This is a genomic window from Paenibacillus apii, assembly GCF_011043685.1.
GTDB lineage: Bacteria > Bacillota > Bacilli > Paenibacillales > Paenibacillaceae > Paenibacillus_AQ > Paenibacillus_AQ sabinae.
In genome coordinates, this window is the sequence record NZ_JAAKGU010000007.1 from 223,175 (window position 1) to 239,644 (window position 16,470).

General features: G+C 53.9%; 20 protein-coding genes. 4 read left to right on the forward strand and 16 right to left on the reverse strand.

The genetic code is table 11. The annotated features are described in order from the left end of the window. Position 1 precedes the first annotated feature (1 nt). Positions 2 to 292, reverse strand: a complete 291-nt coding sequence (locus G5B47_RS16315) for a YerC/YecD family TrpR-related protein (protein WP_025333183.1) — start codon at positions 290 to 292, stop codon at positions 2 to 4. Positions 293 to 656: 364 nt separating this feature from the next. Here G5B47_RS16315 and G5B47_RS16320 point away from each other — a divergent pair, with 364 nt between their 5' ends. Beyond that, a complete protein-coding gene (locus tag G5B47_RS16320; RefSeq protein WP_165100071.1) occupies positions 657 to 1,202 on the forward strand; it encodes a tyrosine protein kinase in 546 nt (181 codons plus the stop codon). A 50-nt stretch (positions 1,203 to 1,252) separates the two neighbouring features. Here G5B47_RS16320 and corA read toward each other — a convergent pair whose 3' ends face one another. The 14 genes from corA to G5B47_RS16390 all read right to left on the reverse strand — a co-directional run bounded on the left by corA (position 1,253) and on the right by G5B47_RS16390 (position 13,620). Continuing rightward, on the reverse strand, positions 1,253 to 2,212 hold the full coding sequence (corA, locus tag G5B47_RS16325; RefSeq protein ID WP_165100073.1) for a magnesium/cobalt transporter CorA: 960 nt from the start codon (positions 2,210 to 2,212) through the stop codon (positions 1,253 to 1,255). Next, positions 2,209 to 3,108 carry a response regulator gene (locus G5B47_RS16330; RefSeq protein ID WP_165100076.1) on the reverse strand — a complete coding sequence of 300 codons (900 nt, stop codon included), beginning with the start codon at positions 3,106 to 3,108 and terminating at the stop codon, positions 2,209 to 2,211. Before G5B47_RS16330 ends, corA begins: the two co-directional genes overlap by 4 nt. 3 nt (positions 3,109 to 3,111) lie before the next feature. Further along, positions 3,112 to 4,395 carry an ATP-binding protein gene (locus G5B47_RS16335; RefSeq protein ID WP_165100079.1) on the reverse strand — a complete coding sequence of 428 codons (1,284 nt, stop codon included), beginning with the start codon at positions 4,393 to 4,395 and terminating at the stop codon, positions 3,112 to 3,114. A 95-nt stretch (positions 4,396 to 4,490) separates the two neighbouring features. Then, entirely contained in the window at positions 4,491 to 5,141 is a 651-nt protein-coding gene (locus G5B47_RS16340) for an amino acid ABC transporter permease (protein WP_165100082.1), read from the reverse strand. A gap of 96 nt (positions 5,142 to 5,237) precedes the next feature. Further along, positions 5,238 to 5,882 (reverse strand): amino acid ABC transporter permease, encoded by a 645-nt coding sequence (locus G5B47_RS16345; RefSeq protein ID WP_165100084.1) that lies wholly within the window; start codon positions 5,880 to 5,882, stop codon positions 5,238 to 5,240. 234 nt (positions 5,883 to 6,116) lie between these two features. Then, a complete protein-coding gene (locus G5B47_RS16350; protein WP_165100087.1) occupies positions 6,117 to 6,950 on the reverse strand; it encodes a glutamate ABC transporter substrate-binding protein in 834 nt (277 codons plus the stop codon). A gap of 31 nt (positions 6,951 to 6,981) precedes the next feature. Then, a complete protein-coding gene (locus tag G5B47_RS16355; protein ID WP_165100090.1) occupies positions 6,982 to 7,710 on the reverse strand; it encodes an amino acid ABC transporter ATP-binding protein in 729 nt (242 codons plus the stop codon). Positions 7,711 to 8,000: 290 nt separating this feature from the next. Next, positions 8,001 to 8,990: an inorganic phosphate transporter gene (locus G5B47_RS16360; protein ID WP_165100093.1), complete on the reverse strand. Its 990-nt coding sequence runs from the start codon at positions 8,988 to 8,990 to the stop codon at positions 8,001 to 8,003. A gap of 13 nt (positions 8,991 to 9,003) precedes the next feature. Continuing rightward, the gene (locus G5B47_RS16365) at positions 9,004 to 9,618 is read right to left on the reverse strand and encodes a DUF47 domain-containing protein (protein WP_165100096.1); all 615 of its coding nucleotides are present in this window, start codon (positions 9,616 to 9,618) and stop codon (positions 9,004 to 9,006) included. Positions 9,619 to 9,859: 241 nt separating this feature from the next. After that, entirely contained in the window at positions 9,860 to 10,945 is a 1,086-nt protein-coding gene (locus G5B47_RS16370; RefSeq protein ID WP_235949957.1) for a DUF3048 domain-containing protein, read from the reverse strand. A gap of 304 nt (positions 10,946 to 11,249) precedes the next feature. Continuing rightward, the gene (locus G5B47_RS16375) at positions 11,250 to 12,026 is read right to left on the reverse strand and encodes a DODA-type extradiol aromatic ring-opening family dioxygenase (protein ID WP_165100098.1); all 777 of its coding nucleotides are present in this window, start codon (positions 12,024 to 12,026) and stop codon (positions 11,250 to 11,252) included. 84 nt (positions 12,027 to 12,110) lie between these two features. Next, the gene (locus tag G5B47_RS16380; RefSeq protein ID WP_165100101.1) at positions 12,111 to 12,941 is read right to left on the reverse strand and encodes an alpha/beta hydrolase; all 831 of its coding nucleotides are present in this window, start codon (positions 12,939 to 12,941) and stop codon (positions 12,111 to 12,113) included. Positions 12,942 to 13,116: 175 nt separating this feature from the next. Then, positions 13,117 to 13,317, reverse strand: a complete 201-nt coding sequence (locus tag G5B47_RS16385; protein ID WP_165100103.1) for a hypothetical protein — start codon at positions 13,315 to 13,317, stop codon at positions 13,117 to 13,119. Between the two features lie 111 nt (positions 13,318 to 13,428). Then, positions 13,429 to 13,620 (reverse strand): hypothetical protein, encoded by a 192-nt coding sequence (locus G5B47_RS16390; protein ID WP_165100106.1) that lies wholly within the window; start codon positions 13,618 to 13,620, stop codon positions 13,429 to 13,431. A 263-nt stretch (positions 13,621 to 13,883) separates the two neighbouring features. Between G5B47_RS16390 and G5B47_RS16395 the strand changes: the two genes are divergently transcribed. Together G5B47_RS16395 and G5B47_RS16400 are read left to right on the forward strand one after the other, a co-directional pair. Then, the gene (locus G5B47_RS16395; protein WP_165100109.1) at positions 13,884 to 14,546 is read left to right on the forward strand and encodes a DUF1129 family protein; all 663 of its coding nucleotides are present in this window, start codon (positions 13,884 to 13,886) and stop codon (positions 14,544 to 14,546) included. A 33-nt stretch (positions 14,547 to 14,579) separates the two neighbouring features. Beyond that, entirely contained in the window at positions 14,580 to 15,527 is a 948-nt protein-coding gene (locus G5B47_RS16400) for a hypothetical protein (protein WP_165100112.1), read from the forward strand. 91 nt (positions 15,528 to 15,618) lie between these two features. On the opposite strand, the gene G5B47_RS16405 is transcribed toward G5B47_RS16400, so the two are convergent. Further along, positions 15,619 to 15,993, reverse strand: a complete 375-nt coding sequence (locus G5B47_RS16405; protein WP_165100115.1) for a hypothetical protein — start codon at positions 15,991 to 15,993, stop codon at positions 15,619 to 15,621. 138 nt (positions 15,994 to 16,131) lie between these two features. On the opposite strand from G5B47_RS16405, the gene G5B47_RS16410 reads away from it, so the two are divergent. Beyond that, positions 16,132 to 16,431: a LysM peptidoglycan-binding domain-containing protein gene (locus G5B47_RS16410; RefSeq protein WP_165100117.1), complete on the forward strand. Its 300-nt coding sequence runs from the start codon at positions 16,132 to 16,134 to the stop codon at positions 16,429 to 16,431. Positions 16,432 to 16,470 lie beyond the last annotated feature (39 nt).

Here is a 16,470-nt window from a genome sequence, read left to right on the forward strand (position 1 = left end):
GTTAGCGCCCCAGGCGTTCCAAAGTCAGCTTGTAGCCGTCGTTGCCATAGTTAAGGCAGCGTTTGACCCGCGAGATCGTCGCCGTGCTCGCTCCGGTCTCCGCTTCGATCTGGTTATACGTGCAGCCCTTGCCCAGCATGCGCGCCACCTCAAGCCGCTGCGACAGCGACTGGATCTCGTTCACCGTGCACAGATCATCGAAAAAAACATAGCATTCTTCCATATTTTTTAAGGTTAAGATAGCTTCAAATAATTGATCGATACTTTTATCGTTCAGCTTCTTCAGCTGCATAAAATGATCATCCCCTAAAATGGCTTTTCTGCCTTTTACTATATTGCACCAGAGCGCATTTTTCAAGCATTAACGATTTCACGCTGTAAAGAATGAAAAGGACGGACAACCGTCCACTCCCAGCGTACAAATTAGTTAAGCCAGCCGCGCTCCGCTCGCCTCTCCCGTAAGTTAGCGCCCTACCTATATTACTCCATTAGCGTGCTAAAAACAAAGCCGGACAAGGATTTTTCAAGATTTCCAGGTACCGATGGGCAGCTGCCCTTTTCCGCTCCTATCCCTGTTACCCCGGGCATACGTCCATACCTTATGTTCGCCCATGACATACAGTATAGCAAAATCACCGACAAAGGAATGTGATATCATGCCGCATCATTACTATAATCATTCCCGCCGGAACAGCCGCGCTTTGACTGAACCGTTTAATGGCTCCCCTTATCCGGGAATCAGCCCATACGTACAGGTGCCGGGACCCGGGACGGCGGGCGGGCTCTCCACTGTGGGTGCGGAAGCGGCGGAAACCGCGCTTGCGGTTCCGGCGGAGGCGGAGACGGCAGCCAAAGGAGGCGGACTGTTAGGAAACCTCGGCGGGCTTGCCAATATGGCGAATATGGATCAGATCAAGGGGCTTATCGACCGGATGGGGGGAATCGACGGAATTGTCAGCTCCATGGGGAAAGTGCAGAAGATTATGCAGAGCTTTCAGCAGATAGCCCCAATGTTCAAGCTGGTTATGGCCGGGCTTGGCAAAGGTAAGGGGAAGGGCGGGGCGGGCCTGCTTGCCGCGGAAGAAGACTCCGCTTCATATGGTCCTTCCCGGCGCAGAAAAAGAACCGCCCCGAAAAGCCGTAGATCAGGCTCTTCGGGACGGCGGCGTTCGGGTTCCTCAGGCAAACGGCGCCGCAAATAAGCGGCGCCGGCTCTATGCCCGGCGGAAGGAAATCATGCGGGCTGCGTTTATTAACTAAACCAGCCCCGCTTTTTAAACCACAGCACCATGCCTCCACCGAGCAGCAGCATGATCATCAGGACGGCAGGATAGCCATAGAGATAGGTCAGTTCGGGCATTACCTCGAAGTTCATGCCGTAAATGCCGGCGATCAGCGTCAAGGGCATGAAGATGGTGGTGATTACCGTCAGTGTCTTCATAATCGTATTCATCCGGTTCGAATTCAGGGATATGTAACTGTCGCGCAGGTCCGACGTCATTTCACGGTCGGCTTCGATCATATCGGTCAGCTTGAGCAAATGGTCGTAAATATCGCCGAAATACATGCGCTCCACCGAATTGCTCTGAATGTGCTGCGAATTGAGCACCCGGTACATCAAATCGCGCATCGGCACAATCGTCCGGCGAAGCTTCAGGAGACGCCCGCGGACATCGAACACCTGGGTCATCAGCTCCTCAACCGATTCATTGCTCCCCCTGTTCTCCAGTTCCGCCAGTTCGTCCTCGATCATATACAAGCTCGGAAAATAGTGGTCCACCAGCTTGTCCATCACCGTATAAGCCGCCAGGATCGGGCCGCCGGACCAGCCCTTTCGGTTATGGATTTCCTTCACGATCTTATTCCAGGCTTCATCCAGCTCCGTCTGCCTCTGAAGATGAAAGGACACCAAAAAGGATTTGCCGACGAACAAATCCACCTCTTCGGCCTTCAGCGACGATTCATTCAGCGCATGCAGCACCAAAAACTGCACTTCCTCATAGTAATCAAGCTTCGGCCGCTGAAGCACATGCATGCAGTCTTCAATCGCCAGCGGATGAAAATGAAAATAGGTATCCAGAAGCTCCGTCTCCTCCGGAGTCGGCTCCGAAAAATCCGCCCATATCCACTTGTACTCCTCTATCCTGATCTCCCGCAGCGGCATATCAATCAGCACTTCCCCCTGAGGGGTGACCGCCAGCGTCCGTATCATAGCCTTCCCTCCTGAAGCTCAAGAACCATGACCTGCAAAAACTTGCGGATATTCACCTTGGTCTTGCCGGATTCCCGGCCCTGCTCGATTTCCTTCATTTTGGCGCGCACATCTTCGAAATCAAAATAAAGCGGCGCGTAATATTCAAACTTGGGGTGGCTGTAATCGGTCAGGCCGATGGAAGCCAGATGAGTCAGCCCGGTCGCCAGCGCCCGGCGCAGCCGCTGCTCGATGGCTTTCGTCTCTTTGGCGATGTCGCTTTTGCTCTCCTTGTAACGTGCGGCTACGGCTTCATACAGCTCCTTGAGCGGAGGCAGCGTCCCCGTATCCTCCCGTTCCATTAGGATTTCCATAATGGCCAAAATATCTCGCCCGCCGCTTTCGCCAATCATCCCCATGTTCATCAGAATCGCCTGGGCGGCATCCTTAACCGTACGCCGGGCCGGAATCGCCGGAGCGGCTCGGAGCTGAAGCCCCTCCAGCTTCTCCAGGCTCGATTTGATTTCATCGAGGTAACGGCTCATCGCATAGCGCTCGTTCACTCTCCGCAGCACGGTCTCCACTTCGATCCGGTTGATCGGCTTGCGGATGAAAAATTCGATGCCGCTCTCATACGCCCGTCCGACCATATCCTGATTCTCGATCTGCGAAATCATGACGAACTTGGACCTGCAGCCCTGTGCCTGAAGGGAGCGGATCGTCTCGATCCCGTCCTGATCTGGCATCAGCAGATCCATCAGCACGATGTCGGGCGATTCCTCCAGAATCAGCCGGACGCCTTCCTGCCCGCTTTCGGCGGTTCCTGCCACTTCGCCAAGGCCGCTGTCCTCGATAATATGCTGCAGCATCCTCCGTGCGCTCCGGTCGTCGTCTACAATACAGAAAGAAAGCGGCATGCTCTACTCCTCCTTTTGCAGCTTCTTCGTGGGAACTGTGATCTTGAACATGGCCCCGCCCGCGTGAGGAGCATTGTTAACCGTTATTTCACCTTCGAATAAACGGACAATGTCCTTCACATGGGAGAGGCCGATTCCCGTTGCCGCCACACCCTCTTCATCGAATTTGGTCGTAAAGCCGGGCTCGAACAGTAATTCCCGGTCACGCTCTTTCACTCCGCCTCCGCTGTCGGTGACGGTGAACACGGTCATGTCTTCTTTTTCATATACGTTCAGGTAGATCGTTCCTTTATCTTTAATCGCTTCTACGGCATTGGCGGTGAGGTTGTTAAGCAGCGTGAGCAGAGGAATATAGCTGACGGTGGCATAATCGGAGGTAAGCTGCCGGGTAAACGTGATGTCCTTGCCCAGCATATCGGCATACTTCTGGTTGCTCTTGACGGTAAAACGGAGAATGCCCGACAGCGGCATATCGCCCGTGACCTCACGGTCCACCAGCTTCGTCAGGCCTGCGAGAATCCGCTGCGAATCCTTCTTCACCTCATGGATTTGCTGCGTGATATGCAGCACCCGGCGGCTGTGGGCATCATCCTCGTCATCCTTCAGGCTGCGGTACAGCTCGTAGCTGTCCAGGGTTGCCTGTTCGAGTGTGCCGATCGATTTCCTCAAATAAAACACTTCCCCGTAGAGGCCCGAGCCGAACCCGAGCATCTGCTCCATCCGCCGGTTCTGTTCCTTCTGCACCAGCCGAAGCTGACTGACGGATATGCTGCTGTACAGGCCGGTTGTAAAATAGGTCCTCAGCATGGCGATAGCCATCAGATACGTCCACTCGTTCAGCCGGAACGAGGTCGTTCCCAGCACCAAAAGCCGGGTCAGCAGCTCCATCTCATTGGATAGAAGGTCGATGACGGCCGCCACGGCTCCCAGCACCAGCGGATGGAAACGGTCCACCCGGCCTTTAATGACGCTCATCAGCGCCGCGAAGACGATATAATACACCATTGCCGAGCAGTGTCTGGCCATAATATCCTGCACGGTTAAATCCGTTGCTGCCAAATCAAGGCCTGTCCGAAACAGCAGGATAAATACGCCTGTTACCACACCCGTGAGCAAAAAGGGAAGATGCCGAAACAAAAGCAAAAACAGCAGAAATGCACTGCTGCCCAGGCCGATTCTGAAGATGTCGCCGTCGAAGGGGTTGATCTTGAACTCACCGGCAATCGCCGTTATGACCGCGACCAGCAGAATCTGAATATATGGATGTCGGTTAAGCGGCTGCCCCATTAGCCCTGCTCCCACGCGCTAGTATTAGCCATTATAGTACCATAAACCGCTATGAATTCCTACACAATACTACAAAAGAACGCCTGACGGGGGCGTCAGGCGTTCTTTGTTTCCAGGCGTTTGGACAATAGGGACAGCAGGAAATTGACGGTGAAATAAATCAGTGCGACGAGCAGTAGAATCGGAATCGTATAGTTATAGCCATGTCCGATAATGATTCCGGCGTTGTGCATCAGATCCGCCAGAGAAATAATCACCGCAAGGGACGTATCCTTCAGCAGAGAGATAAACTGGCTGACCAGCGGCGGAACCATCCGCCGGAGACCTTGGGGAAGCACGATATGCCACAGCGTCTGCATTCCCGTAAGTCCCGATGAGCGCCCCGCTTCAATCTGTCCTTTATCGACCGAGGACAGTCCGCCGCGTACAATCTCCGAAATCATCGCCGCTTCAAAAATCGTCAGCGCCGCAATCGCCGCCGTCACCAGCCCGAGCTTGATGCCGACCTCCGGCAGCGCAAAACGCATGAAGAAGATAATGAGCAGCAGCGGCAAATTGCGGATCAGTTCCACCAGCACGAGGCAGATCGGCGACAATACCGGAACCTTCGCGTAGCGGATCACGCCGATGATGCAGCCGAACACGAAGCTGAGAATAATCGCCAATAAAGCGACGAACAGCGTAATATACAAGCCGTCCAGCAGAAATTTGAGATTTTCCGCCGAATAAGCGCCGGCAAAATCCATCGTTCATCCTCCTTTCAAACTCACAAAGTATTCAAGGTTCCTGCAAAGTACTCGGAGCTTACTTCGTCAGCATTTGCTTCACTTTGGGGGGATGCTTTAGCGCTGCAGTCTGCGCTCCCATACCCTCATGCCATAGCTGAGCGGCAGCGTGAGCACCAGGTAGAACAGCGCAACGAATACGTAAGTGTCGAACGTGCGGAACGTATCGCTGTTAACGATATCCGCGAAATACATCAGATCAAGGCCGGCGACGATCGTCAGCACCGACGAGTTCTTGATCAGGTTGATGAACTGGTTGCCGAGCGGCGGAATAACCAGCTTGATCGCCTGCGGCAGGATGACATGGATCATGGTCTGAACATAGGTCAGGCCTGATGAGCGCGCGGCTTCCGTCTGTCCCTTGGGAACGGCCGCGATCCCTGCGCGAATCGCTTCGGCGATAAACGCCGACGTATACACCGATAGACCGATGGTCCCGGCCGTAAATCCGTCCAGAGACATTCCGAACGCCGAAGGACCGTAATAAAAAATATAAACGACGAGCAGGAGCGGAATATTGCGGATGAACTCGGTGTATCCCGTCCCGAACCAGCGCAAGGCTTTTACGGGCGTGATGCGAAATACGGCGATCAGGACCCCCAGCAGGAAGCTGCCGGCCAGCGCTATCAAGCTGGAAAGAATCGTACCGCGGAATCCTTCCATATAAGTGCCGAAATAATCCGTCAAAATGGAAAACTGCATCTTGATCACCTGCCTTTTTTATATATAACGATGGGTATAATTCTGTGTTCTAACTCTCTCTTCATTAGGCGTCCGTTGACAAGCACGAAAGGATGGCCGGCGGAATGCGCCCGTTCCATCCTTTCGCTGCCGCCGGCTCTGGCCGGTCTCTTTATTTATATCCCCTCATTGTACATCCCCATGTACATCAGGCGGTGAGCCTGCCAATCCAAAACTTTGGTCCTTTAGATCAACTTATTCGGCCGGTTTTTTGCCGATCCATTTTTCATAAATTTTGTCGTACTCGCCGCTCGATTTCAGCTCGGCCAGTGTGTCGTTGATGGCTTTAACCACTTCGCTGTTGCCCTTCTGCACGGCAATGCCGTAAGGCTCATCGGTGAACGGTTTGCCTACAACTTCATAGTTCGAATCTTGAGCGGCCATACCGTACAGAATCGAGTCGTCCGTCGTCAGCGCATCGCCCTTGCCTGTTTTCAGCGCAGTGAAGGCATCCTGATAGTTGTCGAATTCCAGCACGGTGATGCCCGGAACCTTCTCCTTGATGTTCTTGACGGAAGTGGAGCCCTTGGAGCCCAGCACCGTCGAATCCTTCGTCAGGCTTTCAAGACCGGTAACAGGACTGCCTTTCTTCACCAGCAGCGATTGTCCCGCCTGGAAGTAGACGTCGGAGAAGTCAACTTCTTTTTTGCGCTCTTCTGTAATCGTCATCGTCGCAACGACCATGTCGATTTCGCCGTTGTTCAGCATCGGAATCCGCGTCTTGGAGGTGACTTCCTTCAGCTCAATCGCGTTCTCGTCGCCGAGAATATGCTTCGCGATCGCTTTGGAAATGTCGATGTCAAAGCCTTCAACCTGACCGCTCGCAGGGTCCTTCAGACCGAACAGCTTCGTGTCGAACTTAACGCCGACCTGCAGCTTGCCGCGCTCTTTGATTTTGGCGATGCCGCCCTCTCCCGCAGCCGCGTTGCTTCCGCCCGCATTGTTGCTGTCGTTACCACAGCCCGCCAGCGCCGCTATGAACAGTGCGACGATCATCATTACGCTTAACAGCTTCCAGCTCTTTTTCATGTACAAATTCCTCCCCAGTGTCTCTTTATAATTAATGGCTTAATACCCGGCTGAGAAAAGTCCTTGTGCGCTCCTCGCGCGGACTTGCAAAGAACTGCTCCGGAGCAGCTTCCTCCACGATCTGTCCCTGGTCCATGAAGATGACGCGATCCGCTACCTCGCGGGCAAAGCCCATTTCATGGGTAACGACAACCATCGTCATGCCTTCTTTCGCCAGCGTGCGCATAACGTCAAGCACCTCGCCGACCATTTCCGGATCAAGCGCCGAGGTCGGTTCGTCGAACAGCATGATTTTCGGCTTCATTGCGAGCCCTCTGGCAATAGCGACCCGCTGCTGCTGTCCGCCGGACAGCTGGCTTGGATAGGCCTGCGCCTTGTCCGCAATGCCGACCTTCTCGAGATAATACATGGCCGTCTTCTCGGCCTCTGCCTTGGATACGCCCAGCACCTTGACCGGAGCCAGCGTAATGTTGTCGATTACTTTTTTATGCGGATACAGATTGAAGTGCTGGAACACCATCCCGATATCCCGCCGCACCTTGTTGATGTCGGTCTTCTTGTCATTGATGGCAACCCCGTTCACGGAAAGCCCCCCGCTTGTGATCGTCTCCAGACGATTGATGCAGCGGAGCATCGTGCTCTTGCCGGAGCCGGACGGACCGACCACGACGACCACTTCCCCTTCCTCCACATGAAGATCGATGCTCTTGAGCACATGGAAATGTCCGTAATGCTTCTCTACCTTTTGAAAATCGATCAACGACAGCCCCCCCTTGCTCTATGTTGTCCGACATTCGGAATCTCTTTAAAACGCCCTCTGTCAGCTATGGTAACACTTGAGAACAACCTTACTTTAACGACTATAAAAAACTACAAATTCCTACACCGACCTTCGCATAAAAAACCCAAATTCCTTTGCAAACTGTGCGATATTTAATTTTCTTTCTCTGTTGATTAATGTTTTTTATCGGATTCTTGTAACCTTTTATGACATTAAAAAAGAACCGGATCGACGTTGTCGATCCGGTTCTATGCCGCCCAAGCGGCGAATTAAAATATAATTTTGAAAAGGAGTCCTGCCAGCACGGCGCTGATCGGTATCGTAATAAACCAGGTGACAATGATCCGGCCCGCCACACCCCATTTGACCGCGGAGAAACGCTTCGCCGAGCCGACGCCGAGAATCGCGGATGTAATCGCGTGGGTCGTACTGACCGGCAAATGCAGCATAGTCGCCGAGAAAATAACGGAAGCGGCCGAAATGTCGGCGGCAAACCCGTTGATCGGTTCGATTTTGAAAATCTTGGTGCCCATCGTCTTGATGATTTTCCAGCCGCCGATCGAGGTGCCAAGCGCCATTGCCGTGGCTGCCGAGATTTTTACCCAAAGGGGTACTTCCATCGTATCCAGGCGCCCGCTGGTCAGCAGCGCAAACGTAATGATCCCCATCGCCTTCTGCGCATCATTCGTCCCGTGGGTGAAGGACTGGAACGCGGCAGTCAAAATCTGCATCGTACGGAAGCCCTTGTTGACGGTATGCGGACTTCGTCTTGCAAATATCCATTTGAGTATGGTCATAACTATATATCCGATGACGAAAGCAATGATCGGGGAGAAAATAAGCCCCTCCACAATTTCGGAAAATCCGCTCCATTTAATATGATCCGAGCCCGCCCCTACGTAGACCGCTCCGGCCAGCGCTCCGATGAGCGCATGGGAAGAGGACGAAGGGATACCGAACCACCAGGTGATCAGGTTCCAGATAATCGCAGCCAGAAGCGTCGCGATGACGATCTCGATTCCGTTATCCAGCTTCGTCGGATCGGTTACACTGCCGCCGATTCTTTTGGCCACGCCGGTAAACAGAATCGCGCCGACAAAATTCATGCACGCCGCCATAATAATCGCGGTCCGCGGCGAAAGCGCCCGGGTCGAGACCGAGGTTGCAATCGCGTTGGCTGTATCATGGAAACCGTTGATAAAATCAAAGGCGAGTGCGAGTAGTATAACAATGCCTAGCACTAATAAAGATGTATCCATAGTAACTTGCCCCTTATGAGTTGCGCATAATGATCGATTCCAGCATGTTCGCCACGTCTTCGCATTTATCTGTGGTCGTTTCGAGCCGCTCATAGAGCTCCTTGCGCTTGATCAGCTCAATCGGGTCTTTAACCTGTTCGAACAATGCCTTCGTGCAGTGGCGCAGCACCTCATCGCCCTGGTTCTCCAGATCGTTCAGCCGAATGGTATGTTCGCGAATGGCCAGCAGCTTCTTCTGGGACAGCAGATGGACGGCTTTTTGAATTTCGTAGGCGGATTGGCGCAAAATCTCGGCGAACTGGCTGATATACTCGTCCGTCTCGGTCATGTTGTACATATAGAAACGGGTCGCGGAGGAATCCAGCCCGTCGATGACATCGTCCATGCTCGTAGTCAGCGCCATAATGTCGTCGCGTTCCAGCGGGGTAATAAATGTCTTGTTCAGCTCTTTGATTATCGTATGCGTATAAGTGTCACATAGGGATTCGTATTTCTTCATCTCCCCGGCAAACAGCTCCAGATCGCTCAGATCGGAAAGGTGCTGGGCAAAATAATCCGCAGCCTGTACAATCGTGTCGGCCATATTTTCAAGCGTCTCGAAGAAGATGTCCTTTTTTCTCAACTTCATATTATAAACTCCTTTACATAAAGTTCCTTGGAACGGCTGTATTCATTTGTAAACGCAGTATTAAATTTAATGACGACATTTGTTATCTTAACATATCGTCAGGAAGGATAGATAGCAAATCCGCCGAACTTTTTTACATTCGGAGGTAGCAGTTTGTCAAATGTTACGAAAGAATGCGCTATCTTCGGAATGTCTGGAATCATATGGGCGTTATACTCCCGCCGTTCCCTGTAAAAGAAGACTAGGACGCTGATATCGATACGTGGCTGTCAAAGGAAGGGGTGTTCGGCACAATGAGAATATGGGTGATCCCCGGGTACATCGCTGCTTCCTTCCCGTCCTGCACAAAGCGGACGATATCGTCGGCTTTCCGGGCCCATCTGCCCTTGATGACCTGCCCCCGCTGGAACAGCAGCGCCTCTCCGCCCAGCTCCAGATTGACGGACAGCCGCCCGGCGCTGTCAAGCACCGTATGGTCGGCCCCCATCACGATCACGTTGGCCGCTGCAACCGGCGTTCCGTCCTCCCGGTCCAGATGCGGCTTCCCGTTAACCCATCTTGCATAGCTGCGCGAAGCGGCATCGTATTTGTAATCCACCGCATAGCTTTTGAGCAGAAAATGGACATTGAATCCGGCCGCGGGTGCTCCGCCAACCGGAACATAATCCGGATCAGTAAATGTATAGTCGGGAACATTGACCGCTCCGGCATATCCCAGCTTCTCCGCGCCTTTACGAAGCTTCTCTTCGCTCGTGTACAGATTATGGGGGGCCTTCCGGTCCTTGTCCCGCCAGAAATAAGCGCCGGCCCGGCCGATTTCATCCATATCGTTCTTCTTCCCGCTCTGCAAAATCGCATAAGCGGCCGGACTGCCGCCCGCATGCACGGTAATGCCGCCGTAGGATTCGCCGATGTCGATCAGATACGGGCGGATGCTGCGGACAGGCCCGATTTTGCCGATGCCGGACTGACTCTGGTAGATCGCGACCAGCCGCGTGATTCCGCCTTCGGCCAGCACCTCGTACAGGATGTCGGCCCGGCTGATTCCGGACTGGGGACGCGCCGGCGGCGCATTGTTAATCATCACGGCAAGCGGCCGGGGAAGCGGCGTTTCCGTGACGGGAAGGCCGGTGAGTCCCGACAGGGCCACCGGTGAAGGATCGGCGGCGGGCGACGGCTCAGCCGAAGCGGCAGGCTGCGGAGTAGCGATGGCCGGCACGGACGTAGGGAGAGCGCCGCCGCCCTCATCCTGCGGACCGCAGGCAGTGAGGAGAAGCGAGGCCATTAGAATGCTCCCGAGAAGCCGGGAGCCGGTGCGATTCATCATAAAGGATGTGTTCCTCCTTAACTGGTTAACATGTTTAAAGTTCATATCATTCCCAAATGTGAAGAAAGGTCATGAAGTTCCGTACATTTTCAGGGACCCCCCTATAATAGAACAGACCCGGAATAACAACAACCCGTACAACAAAAAGAAACGCCTGACGGCGTCCCGGCCTATACATTCATATATTTTAAAAAGGCACCGCCTGCCTATAGAGGAAGGGGTCTTCTTTCCTATTTCGGATAAAAACCCGTAAAAAGGATCGCTTTTTTAAGCGCCCCTCTTACGGGTTACCGTTTAAGTTATATTATTCAAACTTCCAGCAGTTCAGGCTCAGCGTTCCATATTGGTATGCCTGAAACATCCGCTGCGCCTTCGTACCGCCCGCAGCCGTCCCCAGCACATAGAACAGCGGAACAAAATGCTCCTTGCCATAAGACGGGACCGCTTCTCTGGCGTGCGGCGCCTTCTTGTCATATTGGAACAGCTCCTGAAGATTCCGGGACTCCAGCGTCTCTGAAACCCAGGCGTCGAAGCTCAGCGCCCATTCTTCGGGCTCGTCGCTATGGATAAGCAGCCGCAGATTATGGACCAGACCTCCGCTGCCGATGAACAGCACGCCTTCCTCCCTAAGAGGTGAGAGCATTCGGCCAATCTCATACTGCTCCTTGGGAGAGCGCAGCGAATCGACGGACATCGCAATAACCGGGACGTCGGCCAGCGGGAACATTTTTCTCAGAATGACCCAGACCCCATGATCAAGCCCTCTGCCCGCCACGGGTTGATGAGGCAGGTTATGGCTCTTGAACAGCTCACTGATCCGCCGGCTCAGCTCCGGGTCTCCCGGAGCGGGATAAGTCAGCCGGTACATATCTTCGGGAAAACCGTAAAAGTCATGCTGGGCTTCATAACGCTCGTCGGCCGTAAGCTGCTGCTGCGGACTGTCCCAATGCGCCGAGAAGACGACAATGGCCCGGGGTCTGGGCAGATCTTCGCCGAGCTGCTCCAGGAAGCGGGTATATTCGTTATCCTCGAGGGCGAGCAGCGGGGAACCATGCGCGATAAAAAATGACGGGGTTTTCATCGATGCCTACCTCCGTAACCAGTATGTGGCCTGCATCAATATTTTACCCCTTCTTGCCAGCTATTGCGAGCGAGCCGCCCCGCCTTAAATCATCCAGTTCTGCCATTCCTGCTGGATCTGCTCCTGCCGGTTCATCCAGTCCCGCGTCGCTCCGATAACCTTAGACTGCCCTTCGCCCGAGGAGAACGTGTGGTCCGCCTGGAACACAATCTCCTTGTCGCACCGGCCTTCCGGGCGTTTCCAGAACAGCTTCTGGTACAGGAAGGCGTAATCCACCGGGATCACTTCATCCGAGGTGCCATGAACGAGCAGCACATCGCCGCTGAATTTGTCGGCTTCCTGAAAAGGCTGAAAGTCGGCCAGCGAGTTGAAATATACCGGAGTAAAGCCAAAGCCCGCATAATCCGCAGAGCCCGTCTTCACCGCCTTGTCGTAGGCTTCGCGGCCGACGATCTTGACGATATCGTTGAATGGATAGCCGACAGCCGACCACATGACGAGATTCTTCACCCGGCGGTCGCGGACTCCGGTCAGCAGAGCCACCGCTCCGCCCAGGCTGTGGCCGATCAGCGTCACGCGCGTCGGATCGACATCGGCGCAGCTCAGGCCGTAATCAAGCACGGTCCGGGTCTGCGCGATCATCGATTCCAGACCCTCGCTGCCGTAGCTTCCGCTGCTTTCGCCGCAGCCGATATAATCAAAGCGGATGACCATATAACCGTCCTTCGCCAGCTCGCGGGCAGCTTTGACGAATAGACGGTCCACACCGATACGGCTGCCGACGAATCCGTGACAGATGATAGCGAGCGGGACACGGTCCTTGCAGCGTCCGGTCGCTCCCTGCGCCTTGGATGGATAATGTATGCTAGCGGTCAGCTCCTCCTGGTTATGTCTGATGACGATAGCCCGTTCCATTTCAAAATCCTCCTGTACATAATATATTTCAATCCCACATAAATCCGATTAATTTAGTATGAATTATATATTCTCATCTTACTCTTTGTTTCCTGTTGTTGTCAATAGAAAAGACCCCCTTTATCCTGACGGATAAAAAAGGGTCTTCACGGGACGTCCCGTCTTGAACGGCCAGCTATTCATAGCTGTATTTGAACATGTCGTGCGTTTCCTGTCTGCCCTCCCAGCCCTTCAGCCACTCCTCGGGAGCGCCGGGAGCACATTCCCACAAGCTGGCCGCGCCGTCTTCGGACATTTCCGCCTGACCAACCGACATCTCTGCGGCAGGGCTGTTCTTCGACTGCCCCGCTTTGTCACGCCGCTCTTCCACGTTCATCCCGCCTTTCTGCCTGAACGAACCTTTTTAGGGCGCGTTCAACAGTCAGTGTGCGCTCTTAGAGAAGAGACTATTCATGGGGCGGGGGAAGGTCTTTTCGCCTGATGGGCGTTATTCGCAGCTGCCGCCGGCGGTATCGCCGGTCTCTTGTCCGGCTTCCGGACTCCGCAGCGTCTCTCCCGGCGCATCGGCGGCTGAGTTCAGCAGACTGAACCCGTCCGAGCCTCCCCAATCGGTGACACCGTTCTGGAACGCATCGCCACTCCCCGCCTGCTTTTTCTTATCCGGATTCACGGGCTCCATAAGAATCCTCCTTAAGCCGTCATCGCCGCCTCGTGGCGTCCTATCAGTGTTCACCTTTCGGGTGACTTTATACTCGGGTACGTGTTAGGAGACCGGCTCTTCCAGCCAATCCCCGTACTCTCCGGCATCTGGCGAAGTCCTCCTCCAACCGGTAAGCGAAAACGCCCGCAAAGCGCATGTCTTGCGCTGCCTTGCGGCGGAGCCGTATACTTTGAGTAGCAAGTGACATTCCGATTCATCTCACGGAGGTTGGCGGCAAGAACATGAAAGTGAAGGATATGATCAAAGAAAATAACCGTTTGCGCGAACAGATGACGCCCTTCAACCGGTCCTATATGGAAGATATGATTATCTCTTTACGGGCCAGCCGGATCGATAAGCTGCGTACGGAGGAGCTTCTGCTGGAAGCCGCCCAGACCCTGCTCAAAGCACAGGCCAAGGGTAAAAACGCAAAGCAGGTATTTGGCGATTCACCCGAAGAGTATTTTAGAGAGGTCATCAATGAAACGCCGGAACGCTCGGGCCTAAGCGGGCGAAGAATAGCGCTGATGATTCCCTGGGTTGCCCTGACCTGGCTGTTCGGGGTTCTCGCGGCCGGCGGCCTGATCTCCGAATGGACGACCGGAACCGCAGGCCTATTCGGACAAATCAGCCTGTTCACGATCGCCAGCGTCGGTCTCGGGTCGTTTATTTTTGTCGGACTAATTATGAAATGGCTAGGCTCCTTGTCGGAAGACGACGCACCCAGACCCGGACAATTCGACCTGAAATCGCTCGGAATCTATATCGGAAGCGCCGTCATCATCGTTGCCGCCGGTCTTCTGCTCGGCAGATGGCTGCCGACGTTCACCCTGTCCCCATGGGTCAGTCTGATTCTATTCGCGGCAGGACTGATCGGACAGAGACTGTTGTTCCGCCGCAAATAACCTCTGCCTCACGCATAGACTGGAGGAGTTCAATTGACGAAGAAATATTCCATCGTGACGGCTGCCTTGGCCTCCGTCCTCACCCTGCTTCTGACCCTGCCCGAACCGTCCTCTGTCCTTGGCGCAGGCTCTTCCCCGGCGAAGGCCGCCGCGCCTGCACCGCTTACGCCGGGAACAAGCCATGCGGAAGCCGTCTACAAAGCTTCACTGCCGCTCCTCCTGTCTCCGAGTAAGCTGCCTGAGGCCATCTCGTACCTGAACGCCAATATGTACGCGGTCGGTTCCTACCGGGCCACGATCATGACATTGAGCCTGGAAAATGCCCAGAAGGCCGCGCTTCCGGCTTGGGAGGATAAGTTTTACAATTCGATCATTCAGCGCAAGCTGACGGACATGTATGAGCCTGGAGACAGCCTTGCGCAGCTGGCGGGCAAGACGAAGAACGCGAATCTGCGCCTGATGCTGCGGCGGGCGGCCGCCTGCGGATACAAGCTGGAGACGGCCGAGGGGTCTTTTTTCCCGGTTATTGATTACGAAGCTTATCGGAAATACAAGCCGTATGTCACAGCTGATATCCGCGACTATATTTCCATCATGGCGGTCGAATCGAATTTCCCGTCCAATAAGGATAATGGTCTTGTAATAGCCTGGGCGGAGGTGGCGTCCCGGGCGTTGGCCCAGGAAGCTTTCATTGCCGACTACCCGCGATCGAACCGCATAGGAATCGTGAAGCAGCTGTTCAAGATGTACGAAACCGATACGTTCTATGGACTGAACAATACGCCGCTGTTCCATTACGACAATCTGGAGATGGATCTGGAGGCACAGAAAGCCTACGGCGCAATTCTGGCCAAAACCACCGGCAAAAGCGCTTATCTGGAGAAGCTGGACGGCTTCATGAAGCTGGCTAAAGAGCATGACTTCAAGCTGACCGATGAGATCGAGCTCTACCGCAGACAGGCGGCGCCGTCCCAGGAGTAGTCTGCCCTGCCGGCACTGGCCGATTAGCAATCGTTCACCTCTCCCGAAACCGTCCAACGGGGCGATAAAGACAAAGTTGTTTGAATCCGTTTTAAAGCCCCTGGAGTTTCTTTTCGGTTTCCCTTTTCTTGTCGAGACTAAGCTTCACAAAAATGGTCGACATTTTGCACTCGGGATTATCGATTCTGATGTTCCGGTTGTTGAAGTGGACATGATTAATGCCCAAGCTGTGAAACAGAAGCTTTCCCTCTTCATCCAGCCCTGAAAAAGAAAGGTCGCCGATGTAATGAAACACTTCCCGGTCCTTGATCAGAATATCCAATCTTTTAGCGGCGATATGAACGTTAATTAACAGGGTATCTGACAATTCGATCATGAAAGCAGGCTTCTCAATCCCTTCTTCCAAGTGATGCCGTTTCCCGGTAATTGCTTCGTTGAGCCAGCTTCCGTCAGGTTCATTGCTCACACTGTTCCCTTCTTTCACTGATTAAGGATTTGAACAAGCTTGGATTGGAAATGGGCGGAAAACCATGGACGATTTAAATATAGGGCACATATCTTGATATCAGATTGCTAATCAAGATGGACTGCGAGGGATTATTTCATGTATTACACTGTTCAAGCCGGCGATAATTTATACTCCATTGCCTCACGATTCGGCACTACCGTTCAAGCGATTCTGCAAGCCAACAACCTGGCCGATCCCAACTACATTTACTCGGGATTAAGACTGTACATCCCGGTTCCGGTTCCGGTCCCGACTCCGGGACCTGGGCCGTATCCTCCTGCCCCGGACCGGGAGCTGGAGCGCCGGGTCAACCGCCTGGAGCGTGAAGTGCAGCGGTTGTCCAATGAAGTCAACCGGCTGGACCGGCGGGTGGACCGTCTGGAACGCGAAAGATGACGCTTTGCATGTATCGTTGAAGGAATATCTTCATTCGCT